The 17158-nt window shown below is 71.3% G+C and carries 17 protein-coding genes; 9 read left to right on the forward strand and 8 right to left on the reverse strand.

The genetic code is table 11. The features are described 5' to 3' along the window. The first annotated feature begins 17 nt into the window (after window positions 1-17). A complete protein-coding gene (locus tag ACQP1K_RS23485) occupies window positions 18-623 on the forward strand; it encodes an NUDIX hydrolase (RefSeq protein WP_433497853.1) in 606 nt (201 codons plus the stop codon). Between the two features lie 123 nt (window positions 624-746). Beyond that, complete coding sequence (locus ACQP1K_RS23490) at window positions 747-1742, forward strand: endonuclease/exonuclease/phosphatase family protein (RefSeq protein WP_433497854.1); 996 nt, start codon at window positions 747-749, stop codon at window positions 1740-1742. 123 nt (window positions 1743-1865) lie between these two features. Here ACQP1K_RS23490 and ACQP1K_RS23495 read toward each other — a convergent pair whose 3' ends face one another. Both ACQP1K_RS23495 and ACQP1K_RS23500 read right to left on the reverse strand, forming a co-directional pair. Next, the gene (locus ACQP1K_RS23495) at window positions 1866-2474 is read right to left on the reverse strand and encodes a DUF2064 domain-containing protein (RefSeq protein WP_433497855.1); all 609 of its coding nucleotides are present in this window, start codon (window positions 2472-2474) and stop codon (window positions 1866-1868) included. Then, window positions 2471-2986, reverse strand: a complete 516-nt coding sequence (locus tag ACQP1K_RS23500) for a M48 metallopeptidase family protein (RefSeq protein WP_433497856.1) — start codon at window positions 2984-2986, stop codon at window positions 2471-2473. Before ACQP1K_RS23500 ends, ACQP1K_RS23495 begins: the two co-directional genes overlap by 4 nt. 189 nt (window positions 2987-3175) lie before the next feature. On the opposite strand from ACQP1K_RS23500, the gene ACQP1K_RS23505 reads away from it, so the two are divergent. Both ACQP1K_RS23505 and ACQP1K_RS23510 read left to right on the forward strand, forming a co-directional pair. Then, complete coding sequence (locus tag ACQP1K_RS23505) at window positions 3176-4252, forward strand: ThiF family adenylyltransferase (protein ID WP_433497857.1); 1077 nt, start codon at window positions 3176-3178, stop codon at window positions 4250-4252. Beyond that, the gene (locus tag ACQP1K_RS23510) at window positions 4249-5595 is read left to right on the forward strand and encodes an ABC1 kinase family protein (protein ID WP_433497858.1); all 1347 of its coding nucleotides are present in this window, start codon (window positions 4249-4251) and stop codon (window positions 5593-5595) included. The genes ACQP1K_RS23505 and ACQP1K_RS23510 overlap by 4 nt, the downstream gene beginning before the upstream one ends. 100 nt (window positions 5596-5695) lie before the next feature. Here the strand turns inward: ACQP1K_RS23510 and ACQP1K_RS23515 are convergent, their stop codons facing one another. The 5 genes from ACQP1K_RS23515 to ACQP1K_RS23535 form a co-directional block, all read right to left on the reverse strand. Beyond that, entirely contained in the window at window positions 5696-5878 is a 183-nt protein-coding gene (locus tag ACQP1K_RS23515; protein WP_433497859.1) for a hypothetical protein, read from the reverse strand. 43 nt (window positions 5879-5921) lie between these two features. After that, on the reverse strand, window positions 5922-6185 hold the full coding sequence (locus tag ACQP1K_RS23520; RefSeq protein WP_055480724.1) for a WhiB family transcriptional regulator: 264 nt from the start codon (window positions 6183-6185) through the stop codon (window positions 5922-5924). 139 nt (window positions 6186-6324) lie between these two features. Then, window positions 6325-6636: a hypothetical protein gene (locus tag ACQP1K_RS23525; RefSeq protein ID WP_433497860.1), complete on the reverse strand. Its 312-nt coding sequence runs from the start codon at window positions 6634-6636 to the stop codon at window positions 6325-6327. Between the two features lie 115 nt (window positions 6637-6751). Then, window positions 6752-7645, reverse strand: a complete 894-nt coding sequence (locus tag ACQP1K_RS23530; RefSeq protein ID WP_433497861.1) for an acyl-CoA thioesterase — start codon at window positions 7643-7645, stop codon at window positions 6752-6754. A gap of 32 nt (window positions 7646-7677) precedes the next feature. Next, window positions 7678-9753 carry an ATP-dependent DNA helicase UvrD2 gene (locus ACQP1K_RS23535; protein WP_433497862.1) on the reverse strand — a complete coding sequence of 692 codons (2076 nt, stop codon included), beginning with the start codon at window positions 9751-9753 and terminating at the stop codon, window positions 7678-7680. A 157-nt stretch (window positions 9754-9910) separates the two neighbouring features. Between ACQP1K_RS23535 and ACQP1K_RS23540 the strand changes: the two genes are divergently transcribed. Together ACQP1K_RS23540 and ACQP1K_RS23545 are read left to right on the forward strand one after the other, a co-directional pair. Beyond that, window positions 9911-10954 (forward strand): alpha/beta fold hydrolase, encoded by a 1044-nt coding sequence (locus ACQP1K_RS23540; RefSeq protein WP_433497863.1) that lies wholly within the window; start codon window positions 9911-9913, stop codon window positions 10952-10954. 217 nt (window positions 10955-11171) lie between these two features. Next, on the forward strand, window positions 11172-11411 hold the full coding sequence (locus ACQP1K_RS23545) for a mycoredoxin (RefSeq protein WP_055480719.1): 240 nt from the start codon (window positions 11172-11174) through the stop codon (window positions 11409-11411). 8 nt (window positions 11412-11419) lie between these two features. Here ACQP1K_RS23545 and nudC read toward each other — a convergent pair whose 3' ends face one another. After that, window positions 11420-12334 (reverse strand): NAD(+) diphosphatase, encoded by a 915-nt coding sequence (gene nudC / locus ACQP1K_RS23550; RefSeq protein WP_433497864.1) that lies wholly within the window; start codon window positions 12332-12334, stop codon window positions 11420-11422. Between the two features lie 132 nt (window positions 12335-12466). Here nudC and ACQP1K_RS23555 point away from each other — a divergent pair, with 132 nt between their 5' ends. The 3 genes from ACQP1K_RS23555 to ACQP1K_RS23565 are packed head-to-tail and all read left to right on the forward strand — an operon-like array spanning window position 12467 to window position 17078. Continuing rightward, window positions 12467-13699 carry an ATP-grasp domain-containing protein gene (locus tag ACQP1K_RS23555; protein ID WP_433497865.1) on the forward strand — a complete coding sequence of 411 codons (1233 nt, stop codon included), beginning with the start codon at window positions 12467-12469 and terminating at the stop codon, window positions 13697-13699. Further along, window positions 13696-15426 carry an IucA/IucC family protein gene (locus tag ACQP1K_RS23560; RefSeq protein WP_433497866.1) on the forward strand — a complete coding sequence of 577 codons (1731 nt, stop codon included), beginning with the start codon at window positions 13696-13698 and terminating at the stop codon, window positions 15424-15426. Before ACQP1K_RS23555 ends, ACQP1K_RS23560 begins: the two co-directional genes overlap by 4 nt. After that, window positions 15423-17078, forward strand: coding sequence for an IucA/IucC family protein (locus ACQP1K_RS23565; protein WP_433497867.1), 1656 nt, complete (start codon window positions 15423-15425; stop codon window positions 17076-17078). The genes ACQP1K_RS23560 and ACQP1K_RS23565 overlap by 4 nt, the downstream gene beginning before the upstream one ends. Window positions 17079-17158 lie beyond the last annotated feature (80 nt).

Below are 17158 nucleotides of genomic sequence, written 5' to 3' on the forward strand. Positions count from 1 at the left end.
GCCGGTAGGCTGTCGCGGTGAGCACGCACCGTGACAGCCAGCGACGTGACGGCCTTCACCATGACGCGCGAGCCGTACTGACCGAATGGACGGCCCCGACTCCCGAGGAGGAGCTGCTCCGCCGGGAGTTCCTGGCCCATCTGGACGCACACGACGACGCGATGTGGCGGGAGTGCGTTCCTGGCCATCTGACCGCGACCACCGCCGTGCTGTCCCACGACGGCGGCGAGGTGCTGCTCACCCTGCATCCCAAGGCGGGCATGTGGCTGCCCATGGGCGGGCACTGCGAGGTCACCGACGCCTCGCTGGCGCTGGCCGCGCTCCGCGAGGCCACCGAGGAGTCCGGCATCGCCGGCCTCACCCTGCTGGACGGCCCGCTCGCGCTGGACAGGCACCGGGTCTGGTGCCATCCGCCGCACAGCTGGCACCTCGACGTCGAGTACGGCGCGGTCGCCCCGCCCGGCGCCGAGGCGATGATCAGTGACGAGTCGCTGGACCTGCGCTGGTTCCCGGTGGACGAGATACCCGAGCTGAGCGACGAGGCCACCCGGAGACTGGCCCGCCGGGCCCGTGATCTGCTGAACGCACGCGCGGGCCGGAGCACGAGCGCCGGTACGGCCTGAGCCGGGCCCGGGCGTGACGCTACAGCGGAGGGCCCCGCAGAGGATGCGGCGTGGTCGCTCCCGCACGAAATCCGCACGGCGGCCTCACACATTCCCGCACGCCCGATCGTTAGGGTCGGCGTCATGACCAAGGTGGACGTCGGCGGCGAGATCAGGTCGGTTCGGCGACGGCGGCCGAGGCTGCGGATGCCGGTGCCGCTCGCGTGGATCGCCGTCACGCCGTTCGCCTGCTGGGCCGTCGTCCGGCTGGGCGGCTTCGAGGGCGGCACGCCGATGATCCAGCTCATCACCGCGACGCCGTACGTGGCCGCGGGGTCGCTGATCGCGCTCCTGGTCGCGGCGGCCTCACGCAACCGGGCCGTGGTGAGCACGGCCGTGGTCACCACCGTCATCATGGCGATCCTGGTGCTGCCGCGCGCGATGCCCTCGACACCCACCGCCACGGGACCGACACTGCGGATCCTCACGGCCAACCTCCTGTACGGACGCGGCGACGCGAGCACGGTGGTCGATCTCGTACGGCGGCTGCGGCCCGATGTGCTGAGCACCCAGGAGCTCACCCCCGACGCGGTGCTGGCGCTCGACTCGGCCGGGCTGGGCGAGCTCCTGCCGTACCGTCATCTGGAGGAGGCGTTCGGCGCCTCCGGCAGCGGCATCTACTCGCGCCACCCGCTCAGGAAGCTGCCCGACTTCGGGCCGGCCGGCGGGCACAACATGCCGAGGGCCACGCTCACGCTGCCCGGTCGCAGGACCGTCGAGATCGTCGACGTCCACACGCTCGCCCCCCTGCGCCCCGACACTCCGGGCTGGCTGGCGGATCTCGCGGCGCTGCCGTCGGCCGCCTCCTCCTCGGCCACGATCCGGATCCTGGCCGGGGACTTCAACGCGAGCCTCGACCACGCCGCGCTGCGCGAGGTCATCGGCCGCGGCTACGCGGACGCGGCCGACGCGACCGGGAAGGGCCTGCACACGACCTGGCCGGCCAACCGGCGGTTCCCGCCACTGATCACGATCGACCACGTGCTGTTCGACGAGCGGGCGTCGGCTGTGAGCGCGAGTGTGCACGAGGTCCCGCGGAGCGATCACCGCGCCCTCTTCGCCGAACTGCGCCTGCCCTGAGCCCAACCGCGCCCGCCCTGAGTGAGCCGAACCGCTCCCCCCGAACCGAACCGCGCCCGCCCTGAGTGAGCCGAACCGCTCCCCCTGAACCGAACCGGGCCTGCCCCGAGCCGGGCTCGAGGCCTACCTCGAGCCGGGTCCCGGCGCCGAGAGCAGGGCTCGGGTGCTGTCCCAGCCTTCCAGCCCCGGGTCGAGTCTGGCGACGTCGGCCGGTCTCCTGAGCCGGTGCCAGCCGGGGCCGGTGGCGACCATGCGGGGTCCGGGCGCCCGGCGGCGCAGCCGTACGACGAGGTCGGGATCGTCGAAGTCCACATCGGCCCACGCCGGCAGCGGCAGCCGGGCGGCGACGGCCGCGGCTCCCCCGCCCTCGGCCGGGCATACGGCGAGCAGCGCACGGCCCAGCTCGCGGAACAGCTTGCCCACGAGCAGCGGCGGCAGATCCGGCGCGTCGCCGCTGATCACCACGGCTTCGGTGCCGTACGGCAGCGCGGCGAACGCCTCGGCGGGAGAGGCGATCGAGATGACCGGTGTGCCGGGCCAGGCGATCTCCTCCAGGCCCGGCACACCGGCGGAAAGGATCACTGGCCGGACGAGTTCGAGCCCGGCGACCATCTCGTAGGTGTCCTCGGCCATGGCCACGAGGAACTCGGCGGGGTCGACTCCGGGCGGGGCGGCGTCCGCCATTCCGGCCGCGACCAGCACGGCTGCGACCCTCGTCGATGACTGTGTCAACACTCCTCCGGAGAGCCGTTGGACGCCATGGAGAAGCCCTCCAGGAATCCCCTGGCGCGTTCCGCCCGAGGATAGCGTTCTACGAGTGCCCAGAACCGGGGGCCGTGGCTGGGCACGAGCAGATGGGCCAGCTCATGCATGATCACGTAGTCCACGACCCACGCGGGCATCCCGCGAAGCCGCACCGAGATCCGGATTGTGCCATGATCCGGAGTGCAGGAACCCCACCGGTGCTGCTGGTTCTCGACCCAGCGTACGCTCGCGGGCAGCGCCTTGCCGTCCAGGTAGCGCGCCGACAGTTCCAGCGCGCGGTCGAGCAGGTCGTCGTCGCTCGGCCGTCTCCGCTGTTCCTTGGCGGCGAGCCGGTCGAGCATGCGGCGCACCCACTGCTCTTCGTCATTCGTGCTCAGGCCAGCCGGAAGCAGCACGATGGTTTTGTCGCCATCGCGGTACGCGGAAACGGTTCGCCGCCGTCGCGTGCTCCGACGAACCTCGACAGTCTCGGGGGGCACATATGAAAGGTAGCCGACATGCGGGGATTTCCACAGGGGGTACGTCACGTTTTCCCTGGTCAATCGGGCGAACGTGACCTTGTAGGCGTGCCGTTCCCGTCTCGTCCTGCTCCCTCGCCCCGCTGATTATCCACAGCCCCGCCGGAACCGGCGCACTCCGTTCCCGCCATGTGACAAGGTCTTTCGGCTATGAGACCTCGTCTGAAGCCGGCGCTGCGCCGAGTCGAGCGGGACGACCGCACCCTGCAGTTCGGCGTCCATCCGTCCCACGCGATCATGCTGGCCGAGGTGGAGCCGGCCGTCCGGCGGCTGATCGACGGCCTCGACGGCAGCAGGACGCTGGAACAGGTGCTGGCGGAGAGCGATCTGGCCGAGGAGGCCACCCGCGAGCTGGTGGAGTCGTTGGCCGCCCACGGCCTGATCGAGGACGCGGCCGTCTCCCCCGGGCCGCTCGCCGGCCTGGACCGGACCGACCGGGATCGCCTCCGCCCCGACCTGGACCGGCTCGCCCTCACCTGCTCCGGCGGCGGCCTGGTCGCGCTCGCCCGCAGGCGTACGGCCGGGGTACGGATCTACGGCGCCGGCCGCGTCGGCGCACAGGTGACCACCCTTCTCGCCGCCGCGGGCGTCGGCCACATCTGCGTGGTCGATCCCGATACGGCACGGCCCCAGGACGTGGTCCCCGGGGGTCTCGGACGACAGGAGATCGGCATGCCGCGCGAGGAGGGCGCCGTCGCGGCGGCCAGGAGGATCGCGCCGGACGTCAACGCGTGGCCCGGCCGTTCCGCCTCCCGGCCTTCCGACGGGGCGCCCCACCCCGATCTGGTGATCCTCACCCCCGTCGGCCCCCTCGATCCGGTGCTGGTCCGCGAACTCCTGGCCGAGGGGATCCCGCACCTGCCGGCCACGGCGTTCGAAGGCCACGGATCGGTCGGTCCGCTCGTCGTCCCGGGACGTCCGCTCTGCCTCGGCTGTCTCGATCTCACCCGCAGGGACCTGGACCCCTCCTGGCCCATGGTCAGCGCCCGTCTCGGCGGCCATCCCCCGGGTGAGATCGCGTGCGACGCCGTGCTGTCCTCCCTGGTCGCGGCGCAGACCGCGGGATGTGCCCTCGCCCACCTGGACGGCACGGCCATGACGGCGGATGTGACCAATGGCACATTGCATGTTTTGCCCGACTGGCGCTGGCGTCACCGCTCCTGGAAGCCCCATCCCGAGTGCGGATGTAGTCGTAACCCCATGTCATCGCTGAGAATGGTCGCGTGAGTGACCTCCCCCATCGTGCCATGACCCGCTCGGCCAAGCTCGCCGCACTCCCCCTCGGGTTCGCCGGCCGTACCGCACTGGGACTGGGCAGGCGACTCGGCGGAGCGTCGGCGGAGCGCGTGGCCCAGGAAATCCAGCAGCGTACGGCCGACCAGGTCTTCAAGGTCCTGGGCGAGCTCAAGGGCGGAGCGATGAAGCTCGGCCAGGCGCTGTCCATCTTCGAAGCCGCGCTGCCGCCCGAGATCGCCGGACCGTATCGCGCGACGCTGACCCGGCTGCAGGACGCCGCGCCGCCCCTACCCGCGGCCACGGTTCACCGTGTCCTCACGGAACAGTTGGGCGACGACTGGCGGGAGAATTTCACGGAGTTCGCCGACAGCCCGTCGGCGGCCGCGTCCATCGGGCAGGTGCACCGGGCGGTCTGGCATGACGGCCGGCCGGTCGCCGTGAAGATCCAGTATCCGGGTGCGGGAAAGGCCCTGATCTCCGACTTCAACCAGCTCGCCCGCCTGGGGAAGCTCTTCTCCGCGCTGCTGCCCGGCCTGGACATCGAACCGGTTCTCACCGAGCTGAAGGACCGGGTCGCCGAAGAGCTCGACTACCTGCGGGAGGCCGAGGCCCAGCATGCGTTCGCCCAGGAGTTCAGGGACGACGCGGACTTCCACATCCCGGATGTGATCGCGGCCAACGAGCAGGTCCTGATCACCGAGTGGATGACCGGGACGCCACTATCCAAGATCATCGAAAGTGGGACCGAGGCCGAGCGCGACCTGGCCGGCCTGCGGCTGGTCCGCTTCCTCTTCTGCTCTCCGTCCCGGGTGGGCATGCTGCACGCGGACCCGCACCCCGGCAACTTCCGGGTGATGGAGGACGGCCGCCTGGGGGTGCTCGACTTCGGGGCGGTCAGCCGGCTGCCCGACGGCTACCCCCGTGCCTTCGGCATGCTCACCCGAATCTTCAACCAGGGTGATATGGACACCGTCATCCAGGGGCTTCGCGACGAAGGGTTCATCCGGCCGCACATCGAGGTGGACGCCGACGCCCTGCGCGCGTTCCTCGCCCCCTATGTCGAGCCCACCCGGGTGGAGGAGTTCACCTTCAGCCGGGAGTGGCTGCGGGAGCAGGCGGCGACCGTGGCCGACCTCCGGTCGAACAACGTCGTGCGCCAGCTCAACCTGCCCCCGTCTTACGTGCTGATCCATCGCGTGCACGCGGCGGGAGTGGGCGTCCTGTGCCAGCTCGGCGCCACCGCCAGGTTCCGTGACGAGGTCATCCGCTGGGTTCCCGGTTTCGCCGACGAGCCCGGCGTCTCCGACGGCGACATCGACCTCATGGCGGTCTGATGCCTCCGCGGAGAACTTCAGGATCCCGACCGCCGCTGAGTCCCGCCGGAGACGACGAGAAGGGCCCGGACGCCGATATGCGTCCGGGCCCTTCTTCAGGTTACAGACGGGCCAGTGCGCTGCTGAGCCGCTTCGAGGCGCGCTCAGCCCGCCGGCGAGCCCGCTTGGCGCTCATGATCCGGCTGGCAAGGCGCCCTTCCTCCGCCTCGCGGTGCAAGGTCCGTATTCGCTCGTCTACCAGTTCCTGGTAGAGATACATCGAGGCGTTCGGGGAGAGGTTCATCTGAATGTCCTTCCTTGTGTTTCCTGGGTCTTACGTGCGTCGGTCAGGCGGCGACGGGTGTCTTGCGCGGACGCCCCCGCGGGCGCTTCCGGGGAACGACGACCCCCCGCAGGATGAGCTCGCCGCCCCAGACGCCCCACGGCTCCTCGCGCTCCAGCGCGCGGGCCAGGCAGGCCTTCTGAATCGGGCAGCCGCCGCAGAGCGCCTTGGCGAACTCCACGTCCTCCGGAGACTCGGCGAACCACAGATCGGGGTCGGTACGACAGGGGATTTCGGCTTCGATCAGGTCCATGACCGGGGCCGCCATCTGCGTCACCTCTTTGAATGGATTGGTCTGGTTTGTCCTCGTGGGCCTGGTTGTCCTCGTGGACGGGGTGGAATCGTGGCCGACAAAACAAGAAGGCCGCGGATCCTGGTCGGATCCGCGGCCTGAAGAGGGAGACCGGTCAAGTTATGACTGGTTCTCTCCAGGCGTACAACGGACCCGGTGCCCCGCCGTCAACGGTGCGGTCGATCTGCTCATCGCTCATCGGACGGTCCACCAGGGAGACCTGGTAGGAATCGACGCCGCGGCGCGCCACACCGAAGACAGCCGAGCGAGGCTCGGTGGCCCAACCGGTCTGGGTAGCGCCGTTCTGAGCGCAGGTGGCCACGCCATGCCGCAGTTTCGTCTGCTTCGTCTGGGCGACAGCGGCGATGGCGACGCTCGGGCAGGCAGAGGCGAGCCACGGCGCGGCGAACATGATCGTGATCTCCACCTGACTCACCTCCACTCCACTGGTACGGCAGCCGGAACAGGATCGTCCGACTGGCTTGACCAAGACCCTAAATCCCAACCGGCAGGCCGAGCAACCTATTTTCTACCTGCGATTTTCACGACTTCGTGACATCATCGCGGACCCGAATAAGACACTCCTGCACCACGGACACCGCCAGCTCTCCGGAGGCGGTGAACATCTGTCCGCGAGCGAGCCCGCGGGCGCCTCCCGACCACGGCGACTCCTGGGCGTACAGCACCCACTCGTCGGCCCGGAGCGGGCGGTGGAACCACATCGCGTGATCGAGCGAGGCGCCGGAGAAGTCCGCCGTGCCCCAGGCCCGCCCGTGCGCGAGCAGCACGGTGTCCACCAGCGTGAAATCCGAGGCATAGGCGGCAAGCACGACGTGCAGCAGCGGGTCGTCGGGGAGATCGGTCTCATATCGGAACCACACATGGTTCTCGTCGGACGCGGCGGGGGCCCCGCCGGCGCCGGTGGGCGTCTCCCACGGCAGCCGGTGCACGTACCGCACGTCGACAGGGCGCGGCTTCGACAGCCATTCGCGCCATGTCGGGTCGCCCCCCACCACGTCGATCATCCGCTGCTGGAAGGTTCCCAGACTCTCCGGCTCGGGAACGGACGGCATGACGGCCGACTGGTGTTCCAGGCCCTCCTCGCCTATGTGGAACGACGCCGACATCGAGAAGATCGCCTTGCCGTGCTGGATCGCCGTGATCCGCCGCGTGGTGAACGAGCGGCCGTCGCGCACCCGGTCGACCTCGTAGACGATCGGGACCGTGGGATCACCCGGCCGGATGAAGTACGCGTGCAGCGAGTGGACCATGCGGTCCGCCGGGACCGTACGGCCGGCCGCCACGAGCGCCTGAGCCGCGACCTGGCCGCCGAAAACCCGCTGGATCCGCTCCTCCGGGCTGCGTCCACGGAAGATGTCGAGCTCGATCTGCTCCAGGTCGAGCAGGTCGAGCAGCTCCTTGAGAGCCGAGTGCACGGTGCCTCCAACGAAAACGCACCAGGGGGATATTACTCATCAGTAACACCGGCGAGACTACCGGCATCGGTCGCGCCGCCGCACAGATCCAGCACGGCTTCGCCGTACCGCTCGAGCTTGACCCTGCCGATGCCGGCGATGGCCAGCAGTTCCGCCTCCGTGGTCGGCACCCGCTCGGCGATCGCCTGAAGCGTCACATCGGTGAAGACGACATAGGCCGGGACCTTGGCCTCCTTGGCCACGGCGGTCCGCCACGACCTGAGGTTTTCGAGGAGCGCCTCGTCGTAGTCGGCCGGACAGGTCGTGCAGCGGCCGAGCTTCTGCTCCGGCGCCGCCGCGAGCGTCTTGCCGCACACGCGGCAGTGCAGCGGCGCAGCCGGTCTCCTCCCACCGGCCCGCTCCGACCGGCGTCCTGCCCTGGTCGTCCCGGCGGGGAGCTGATGCGACAGCCCCTCCAGGAAGCGGGAGTGCCGCCGGGACCGACGGCCGCCGGGCGAGCGGGCCAGCGCCCAGGACAGGTGCAGGTGCTCACGAGCGCGGGTGACGCCGACGTAGAGCAGCCGGCGCTCCTCCTCGATCTGCTCCGCCGTCTCCGCGTACACGATCGGGAGCATCCCCTCGGTGAGGCCGACGAGGAAGACGGCGTCCCACTCCAGGCCCTTGGCGGCGTGCAGGGAGGCCAGTGTCACGCCCTCGACGGGCGGCGCGTGCTGCTCCACGGCGCGCCGTTCCAGCTCGGCGACGAAACCGGCGAGGTCCGTGCCGTCGGCCGCCATGTCCTCGGCGAGGTCGGCCAGTGCCTTCAGCGACTCCCACTTCTCCCGTGCCTTGCCGCCACCGGGGGCCTCGGCGGTGAGACCGATCCCGGACAGGATCGCGTGGACGGCGGGGGCCAGCGGGTCGGCGCCGTCCGCCGACCGGGCCGCCCCCCGCAGCAGCACCACGGCCTGCCGTACCTCCGGCCGGTCGAAGAAGCGTTCCGCGCCGCGGAGCAGGTACGGCACGCCGGCCCCGCCGAACGCCTGCTCGTACGCCTCGGACTGAGCGTTGATCCGGAACAGCACGGCGATCTCCCTGGCCGGGACGCCGTCGGCCATGAGCTTCTTCACCGTGAGCGCGACCCCGAGCGCCTCGGCCTCCTCGTCGTCGTACTCCGTGAGCACCGGCTCGGGGCCGTCCGGACGCTGCGCGACCAGTTCGAGCCGGTGCGGCGAGCGCGCCATCACCCGGTTGGCCAGCGTGACCACCTGCGGGGTCGAGCGGTAGTCGCGCACCAGCCTGATCACGCTCGCCGCGGGATGCTCGACGGCGAAACCGGTCAGATACTGCGGGGTGGCGCCGGTGAAGGAGTAGATCGTCTGGTTGGGGTCGCCCACCACGCACAGGTCGTCGCGCCCGCCCAGCCAGGTGTCGAGCAGCAGCTTCTGCAGGGGGTTGACGTCCTGGAACTCGTCGACGACGAAGTAGCGGTACTGCTGCCGGATCTGGGCGCCCACCTCGCGATGCTCGGTCATCACCGCGGCGGTCAGCTCCAGGATGGTCTCGAAGTCGATGAGGTTGCGCCGGCGGCGGAGGTTCTCGTAACCCTCGTAGAGCCCGGCCACCTCCTCCGGCGCGATCGGCGGGGTACGCCGGGCCTTGGCCGCGGCCGCCGCGTAGTCCTCCGGCCCGATCTGGGTGACCTTGGCCCACTCGATCTCGGCGGCCACGTCCCTGAGCTCGCCCCGGTCGGCGTTCCGCCGCAGATTGCGGGACGCCTCGATGAGCAGCGGAAGCTTGGACTCGATCACCTGCGGCGGGTCGCCGCCGATCACGCGCGGCCAGAAGTAGCTGAGCTGACGCAGCGCCGCCGCGTGGAACGTGCGGGCCTGCACGCCCGGCGCGCCCAGACGGCGCAGCCGCTGTTTGAGCTCGCCCGCCGCGCGGGTGGTGAACGTCACGGCGAGCACGCTCTGCGGCTCGATCACCCCGGTGTGCACCGCGTAAGCGATGCGGTGGGTGATGGCGCGCGTCTTGCCGGTGCCGGCGCCCGCGAGCACGCACACGGGGCCGCGGACCGCCTCGGCCACCGCGCGCTGCTCGGGATCCAGCCCCTCGAGGACGTCCACGTGGCGCTCCCAACATGCGGTGCGGAGGATGTACTGGCATCATCCTTCCAGCAGCCTCCGACATCTGTCCCATCGATCCCATGACGGGGACCGGCCGGCGGCGGATGTCGACGCTGCGCCGAGTCGACACCGGGTGACAACGGGGAGGAACCAGGCCGTGCGGAAAGCGGCGAGAGCAGGGTTAGCTCGTGTCCTCACGGCGGGCGGCGCGTTCGCGCTCACCGCCGTGCTGCTCGCTCAGGGGCCGACGAAGGCGGATGCGGGCACCGCCCAGGCGGGCGATCCCACACATGGCGCCACACCGGGTCCGACGCCCACCGCCACCGCCACACACGTGCGCTCGGCCACGCCTGCCCCTTCCCCGGGCACGACCGCCTCCCCCCGGGCGACCCCCTCCGCAAGGGCCACCGCCCGTGCCCTTCCCGTCGGCACCAAGGTGCGGACGTTCTCGTACGGCCCGCACCCGCGGCAGCGCATGGACGTCTGGTGGAATTCCACCGGTCCCCGGCGGCCGGCCGTGTTCATCATCCACGGCGGCTGGTGGTCGGGCGGCGACAAGAAGTCCCTGACCTCGATCAGCAAGAGCTATGTGCGGCTCGGCTACACGGTGGTCAACCTGAACTACCGGCTGTCCGGCGACGCGCCCTGGCCGGCGCAGCGGACCGACGCCCTCGACGTGATCGAAACGGTGCGCCGGCACGCCGCGCTGTTCAACACCGACCCCGACCGCTACGTCGTGATCGGCTTCTCCGCCGGCGGTCACATCTCCACCGCGCTCGGCACGTACGGCGACGGCCTGCCCGGCCTGCGCGGAGTCGTCGGGATCTCCCCGGTCGTGTCGCCGATCGCGTCGTTCGAGGACGGCGCGGACCCGCTCGCGGACAGCGCCCGGCGCAAGCTGCACAGGGCCGCCCTCATACTCGCCGGCGGGTGCACACCCGACCGGTGCCCCCAGAAGTGGTCGAGCATGGAGGTGCCGTTCCACGCCTCGCCCGGTGACGCTCCGGTCCTCACGATCCACTCCGACGAGGAGTTCGTCCCGCCGTACCAGAGCGAGCTCCTCAGGGAGGAACTCACGGCCGCGGGGGTGCCGATGACGATCCAGACGATGCCCGGCACCCGGCACAGTTCGGCCCTTTACCGGGAACCGGGTGTGGCCGAGACCGTCAGAACCTGGATCGCCTCCCGCCTGAACCGCTAGGTTCGCCCGTGTCCGTGATCTCGCGAACGCCCGTACCCCGGATCTCGGACAGGAGGCCGCGCATCCGGGAAGGCGGGGTGCTTCCCCGGCTTCCTCACCTCCAGGACCGCGAGGCCGCCCCGGCGGCCGGGGCGGGAACAGCACGGGCCTCCACCGTGTTGCCAATGACTGCTGAGAACACCCCACGGTGGTGAGGTATCGCCAGAAAGGGACGGACATGGCGCTCACGGTCTACACGACAAGCTGGTGCGGCCCCTGTAAGCGGCTCAAGAGCCAGCTCACTCGGGAGGGCATCGCGTACGACGAGGTCGACATCGAACGTCATCCGGAGGCCGCCGAGTTCGTCATGAGCGTCAACAACGGCAATCAGGTCGTCCCCACCGTCGTGACCGACTGCCACACGATGACCAACCCCTCGGTGGCCGAGGTGAAGCGTCACCTCGCCGGCGCCTGCTGACCGAACCCCTATCGGCCGTTCCCCGAGATGGGCCCGCCGTACCACGCCTCGATGAGCCTGCGTGCGATCGAGACCTGGCCCGGCAGGCCCAGCTCGCCGGACTCGACCCGCGCGGTCAGTTCGGCTCTCGACAGCCAGTGGGCCTCGGCGATCTCATCGTTGTCCGGCCGCAACTCGGTGGTGACGGCGCGCGCGGAGAAGCCGAGCATGAGGCTGCGGGGGAACGGCCACGGCTGGCTGCCCAGGTAGCGCGGCGCCGCGACCACCACCCCGACCTCCTCCATGACTTCGCGGATCACCGCGTGCTCCAGCGACTCCCCCGGTTCCACAAAGCCGGCCAGCACGGACATGCGACCCTCCCCCCAGCCCTGGCCGCGCGCCAGCAGCACCCGGTCGTCGTCATCGTGGACCAGCATGATCACGGCCGGGTCCACTCTCGGGAAGTGCTGGCTGCCGTCCCGGGGGCAGACCCGCATATGCCCGGCGGCCACGACGTCCGTGCGGGTTCCGCAACGCGGGCAGAACTCATGCGTCGCGTGCCACCCCTCCAGGGCCACCGCGTTCACCAGCAGACCCGCGTCGCGGTCGTCGAGCAGCCCGGCCGCCTCGCGCAGGCCCGCCACGTCCCCCGGCGGAAGCGGGGAGCGCACCGCGAAGTACGCCACGCCGTCCTCGTCCACGCCGAGCAGATATCTGGCCCCCCGGTCGACCGGTGGCGCCTCGTGGGGAGAGGTCAGCACCAGGGCGGCGCCGTCGGTGAACCTGCGGATCGGCGTGCTGCCCTCGTGGACGACGACGACCCGTGTCTTCTCGGCGGCCCAGGCCCGCTCCAGCCAGTCCTCGTCGGTACGCAGAAGCGCGGAACGGTCGATCGTGCCACGAGCCAGCAGCAGCGGTCCGGGGAGTCCATCCGAGATTGCCACGGCGTCATCCTTCCACGAGTGCCGGCGAGAACAACCGAGCCCCTGCGGCGATTCCCGACGCGAAGCGATCAGGCACCGACTACGATGACGCAGATTAGGTTAGCCTCACCTACAGTTGTCTGCGGGGGTCGTGTGCGCCTGTACCTCATCACCCTCAACCCGACCGATTCCGTGATCGACGGCTTCCTCCCCGCCGCCGCGGCGTTGGGCTGGGACGTGACGGTCCTGACCGATCAGCCCGGCGGATATCCGGATCACGAGGTCATCGAGACCGACGTGCGCGATCCCCGGGCCCTGATCGACGTCATCGCCGCGCATCACCCCCCTGACGTGGTGTTCTCCAACTCCGACCACCTGCAGGCCGAGACCGCCCTGGCCGCCGGATACTTCGGCCTGCCGCACAAGGACTGGCGCGCCTGCGCGACGGCCAAGAACAAGGCGCTCATGCGCCGCCGTCTCCGCCTCGCCGCCGTGGAGCCCGTCCGGTCCGTACGGCTTCCGCCCGGCTCGGCCGCCCCGCCGGAGGCCCTGCCGTACCCGGTGGTGATCAAGCCGGCCATGGGCGTCGCCAGCGAGGACGTCGTGCTGGCCGCCGACGCGGCCGAGCTGACCGCCGCGGTGCGCTCGATCAGGAAGCGGCGGCCGGACGACGTGCTGGTCGCCGAGGAGTACCTCGAAGGGCCGCTGCACACGCTGGAGACGCTGGGCGACGGTGAGACCACCGCGGTCATCGGAGGGTTCCGCACCACGCTCGGGCCGCTCCCGCACTTCGTCGAGGAACGCCTGGACTGGCACCCCGACCCCCCGGCCGATCACCTGCGCCACGTGACCGCCGCGCTCGCCGCCCTCGGGGTCGGCCTCGGCGCCTGTCATACCGAGTACGTCGTCACCCGGGACGGCCCGCGCATCATCGAGGTCAACTACCGGCTGATCGGCGACAACTGCGACTTCCTGCTGGCCGACCTGATCGGTGTGCCGCTGCACCGGCAGATCCTGCGCGTACACGCCGGAGAGCCGCTGCCGGCGTCGCTGCCGGAGCCGCCGCCTGGCGCCGAGCCGTACGGCACGGGCCGCCACACCGTGGATCTGCACGGCGCCGTGGTCAGCATCGTCGCCGACCGGCCGGGCGTGATCAGCGCGGCTCCGCCCGTGCTGACCCCCTCACCCGCCGCGGACGGATCCACCCCGGCCGGGGACGGCATCCGGCTGTGGCACCGGCCGCTGCGCGCGGTCGGCGAGCGGATCGAACCGGTCAACACCAATCGCGACTACCTGGGTCTCGTCCGCGTGATCGGCCCCGACCCGACCCGCGTCGACTCGGCGATCGACGCCTTCCGCGCGGCCCACCCCTGGGTGATCGAATGACGCGTGTCTCCGGCCGGGAGCGCTACCTGGCCGCGCGGGTGCTCAACGCCCTGATCCGCGAGGACTACGGCACCATCGCGACCCGGCTCACCCGCGACGTGAACGGGGTCGCCCTGCGCCTCGCCTCCGGCAGAAGGGTGCGCCTGACCTCCGGCTCGCCGTTCCAGGACTTCGCCGTCCCCGTGCCGCCGCTCACGACGGACGGGAGGAACCACCGGGGCGGGCCGAGCCTCGCGGAGGTCCTGCGTACCCTCGGGTCCGTGGCCGACCCGGCCGACGCCGCCGGGGTGGCGGCCTTGGCGCGGGAGTGCCGCGAGACGCTGGCCGCGCTGGAACTGCACCACCGCCACCGTCGTCGGGTGCGCTCCCGGCTCCGTTCCGCGGCCTCCGGCCGCGGACTGATCTTCTACGAGACGCTGGCGGCAGAGGTGGATCACCCGATCTATCCCACCGCCCGCTGCCGTCTCGGCCTGTCCCCCGACGACCTGGTCGGCCATGCCCCGGAGTTCGCCCCCGAGTTCCGGCTGGCCTGGGCGGCCGTGCCACGTGATCGTGTCACGGCCACCGTCGACCCCGGTGGTCTGCCGTGGTGGCCGGCCCCCGAGGACGTCGGGCTCCCCGGGGCGATGTCCCGGACCCACGTGCTCTTCCCCGTTCATCCGCTCACCGCGCCCGCTCTCGCCGTGGACGGGCCCGGCCCGATCGTCGTGGCGCCCGAGCCGTACCTGACGGTCCGGCCGACGCTGTCGACACGCACGGTCGAGGTAGACGACCGGACCCACCTCAAGCTGCCGCTCCCGACGAGCACGCTCGGCCTGCGCAACCGCCGCTCGATCAGACCGGGCACGTTACGCGACGGCGCGCTCGCCGAGTCGCTGCTGCGTGAGGTGCTCGCGCGCGAACCGCGGATGCGGGTGTCGCTCGCCGACGAGCAGGCGTACGGCCATGCCGGGCACGAGCACCTCGGCTGGCTGGTCCGGGGCCTGCCCGAGGGGGAGATCGTGCCCGTGGCGGCCCTGCTCGCCGAGCTGCCCGGCCCCGCCGGACACCACCCCCGCCTGGTGCTGCACGACCTCGCCGTACGGTTCCACGGCGGTGACGCCACGGCGCTGCTGCGCGACTACCTGACGACGCTGTTCGATTGGAACGTCACGCTGTTCGTGCGGTACGGCATCGCGCTCGAGGCGCATCAGCAGAACCTGTCGCTGCTGCTGCGTGGCGGGCCGATGACGCTGCTGGTGAAGGACAACGACGGGTTGCTCGCCTCACCCGGTCTCCTGCGCGCCGCCGGGCTCGATGTGCCGGACTTCGGCGACGATCGCATGCTGACCGACGACCCGCACGCCCTGGCCGATGTGTTCGTGACCATCACCCTCCACCTGGCCGCGATGGCCGTGGTGCACGGAGCGCTCGCCGACGTCGCGGCCGCCGGCGGCCTGGTCCGGGAGGCGCTGTCGGCAGCCCTCGATCGGTTCGGGGACGCCCCGATGGCCGCGCTGCTGCGCGCCAGGACGATCGACGCGGCGCGGCTCGTCGGAAAGTCGATGCTCGTCGCCGGGACGCTCGTCGCCAAGGAGCGCACGGGCGCGCGTGACGTCAACAAGTTCTACGGCACGACCGGCCCCAACTATCTCCGCCCGAGACCGAATCCCGCCGGCGTCGGCCTCGGCGTCGGCGTCCCACCGTCACGCGAAGCCGACGGCCGGACACCGGAAAGGCTCACATGAACGGCCTTCTGCTCGACCCGCACTCCGCTCTGGCCGAGGAGATCACGCTCGGCGCCCTGCTGCGCTGCTGCATCCGTGAACTGTGCGGCCCCCGGGTGCGGACCGCGGGGCCGTACCTGCTGGCGAGCATCGCGGGAACCCGCGTGCGCGTACCCGCCCGGGGCGGAATGTCCCTGCGCTTCACCGGCCGGGCCGAACGGCTGGCCGGCGGCGTATGGGAGCCGCTGACCTCGGACACCCTGATCAAACTGGTCGAACGGCAGCTGGCGGGCGGCGGCGAAGGACCCGGCGGCGGCTTCAACGGGGAGTTCGCCGCCCAGGTGACCGCCAGCCGGGAGGCCGTCGCCGCCCTCCTGGCGGCCCGCGAGCGCGCGACACCGCCGGCGGACCCGTGGCTCGCCTCCGAGCAGGCCCTGGTGGGCGGACACCCGTTCCATCCCTCGCCCAAGATGGGGATCGGCCCGGGATCGGAACGGTACGCGCCGGAGGCGCACGCCCGCTTCCCGCTCCGCCTGCTCGGCGTCCGCGCCGACCTCGTAGCGGGCCAGGGCGACACGTCGGTGCTCGACTCGATGGGCGCCTTCCCGCCGGGATATCTTCCGCTGCCCGCACACCCGTGGCAGCTCGAACTACTCGCCCCCGACCTGCGCGAACCGCTCGCCGACGGGCGGCTCGTCGACCTCGGGTACGGCTCACGCCCGGTCTTCCCCACCTCGTCGGTGCGGACCGTGTACGAGCCGGTCGCGGGGGTCTGCCTCAAATTCAGCCTGGACGTACGGATCACGAACTGCGTGCGGAAGAACGCGTGGTACGAACTCGCCGGCGCGGTCGAGCTCACCCGGCGGCTCGGGCCGGTCTTCGATCGGCTGGCCGAACGGTTTCCCGGCACCCGGTGGCTGCCCGAGCCCGGATATCGGTCGGCGGCCCTCGGCACCCGGCTCCTCGAAGGGCTCGGAGTGATCGTCCGATCCGGTCCCTGGCCGGTCTGCGAGCCCGGGGTCACCCCGATCCTCGCGGCCGCCCTGGCCGCCTCGCCGTACGGCACGGCGGACGTGCGGGACACGGGGGTGCCCGAGGCGGCCGAGGCGCGCCGCCGGACCGACCCCGTCACCTGGTGGCGGGCCTACGTCGAACGGGTGGCCCTGCCGGCGCTCGACGCCTTCGTCCGCCACGGCGTCGTGCTCGAACCACACCTGCAGAACGTGCTCGTCGGCGTCGACGCCGACGGCCTGCCCGCCCAGGCGATATTCCGCGACCTGGAGGGGGCCAAGCTGATCGAAGGCCGCCACGACCTGTCGGGGCTGCCGGAGCGGGTCGCCGAGGCGCTGACGTACGCGTCCGATCGCGGCTGGAACCGGGTCGCGTACTGCCTCGTGGTCAACCACCTGGCCGAGATCGCCGCCACCGTAGCGGAGGCGGCCGATCCGGAGGAGGAGCGCCAGGTCCCGCGTGAGCTCTGGGCGGCGGCCGGAAAGGTGCTGTCCGGCCATGCCGAAGACCGGGGATGGCCGGCCCCGCTCAGAGCGCTGCTCTCCGATGCGACGCTGCCCGCCAAGGCCAATCTGGGCGTGCGGTGGCGACGGCATGCCGACCGCGCCGCCGGATACGTCCCCGTCGCCAACCCGCTGTCCTCGATGCGCCCCGATCTCTGATCAGCGGGATCATTCCGGCAGCCGTTCGCCGAGCCTGTGGAGACACGTCATGACCTCCTCCCAGGCGTTCACCAGTGTGA

The sequence above is a fragment of the Sphaerimonospora sp. CA-214678 genome (genome assembly GCF_050942215.1).
In the GTDB taxonomy this organism is placed as follows: domain Bacteria; phylum Actinomycetota; class Actinomycetes; order Streptosporangiales; family Streptosporangiaceae; genus Sphaerimonospora.